The organism is Oleiphilus sp. HI0066, assembly GCF_001635725.1.
Genome location: NZ_LWFH01000756.1, coordinates 1 through 753, shown reverse-complemented (window position 1 = coordinate 753; position 753 = coordinate 1). Strand labels below are relative to the sequence as shown.

Here is a 753-nt window from a genome sequence, read left to right as displayed (position 1 = left end):
GCAAGCTCGCCAATCGAGTTTCAAGAGCACTCAGTGTATCTGATGTTCTCGATGTGCTGTTAGGGGGAAGTCGCTGCTCGATTTTACTCAGCGTGTCGCGTGCAGCTTGAATTCGCTTGGTAAGTTCTCGAGCTGCTTTGTTTAATTCGGTGCTGTTATTTACTCGTCCCTGTGCTTTTAAGTTTGTGCGCAAAGCCTTTAGTTTGGCGCTGAATCCTTGCAAGTTCGACTCATATAACCGCATATCAGAGTAAAGTTGCATCCAATACAAGGATGGTTCATCGTCGTACAGGAAACGAAGGTAACCATTTTTAATAGTATTCCCAACACCACTATTACCTAGAAACCAAGCCAAGTCCTCTCGAGAACTCTCCCTTAGTAATACTTCAATTGCTCCGTATTTTTTTAAGGCCTTCTTTAGTTTGGCTAGCTGCGCGCGCTCTTGTTGCAGCAATTTACTCGCGGCGAGATACGACTCTAGCGCTAGGGTTTGATAACCAGATTGTGCTTGTACATTTGGAAGAGCAAGTAAAGACTCGGCAACACCTGGTTCAGCAAGATTATGTTGCAGATTAGCTTGCCAGACTTGAACGGCTGCACGGTAATCTTTCAACTCTACCTTCGCTAAACCTGATAGATAAAGACCTTGTGTCGCATAAGCAGAACCGATATCCATTTCATCAAAAAATCGCACCGCCATATCTGGTTTATCGTGCTTGAGATAAAGCGCCCCTGCGCCAAGATTGATTCTAT

Annotated in this window: 1 protein-coding gene; it reads right to left on the bottom strand. The window is 44.8% G+C overall.

Annotated elements, in window-relative coordinates; genetic code table 11:
* The coding region (locus A3738_RS30865) for a hypothetical protein (protein ID WP_197473750.1) at positions 1-753 on the bottom strand (753 nt) is incomplete at both ends.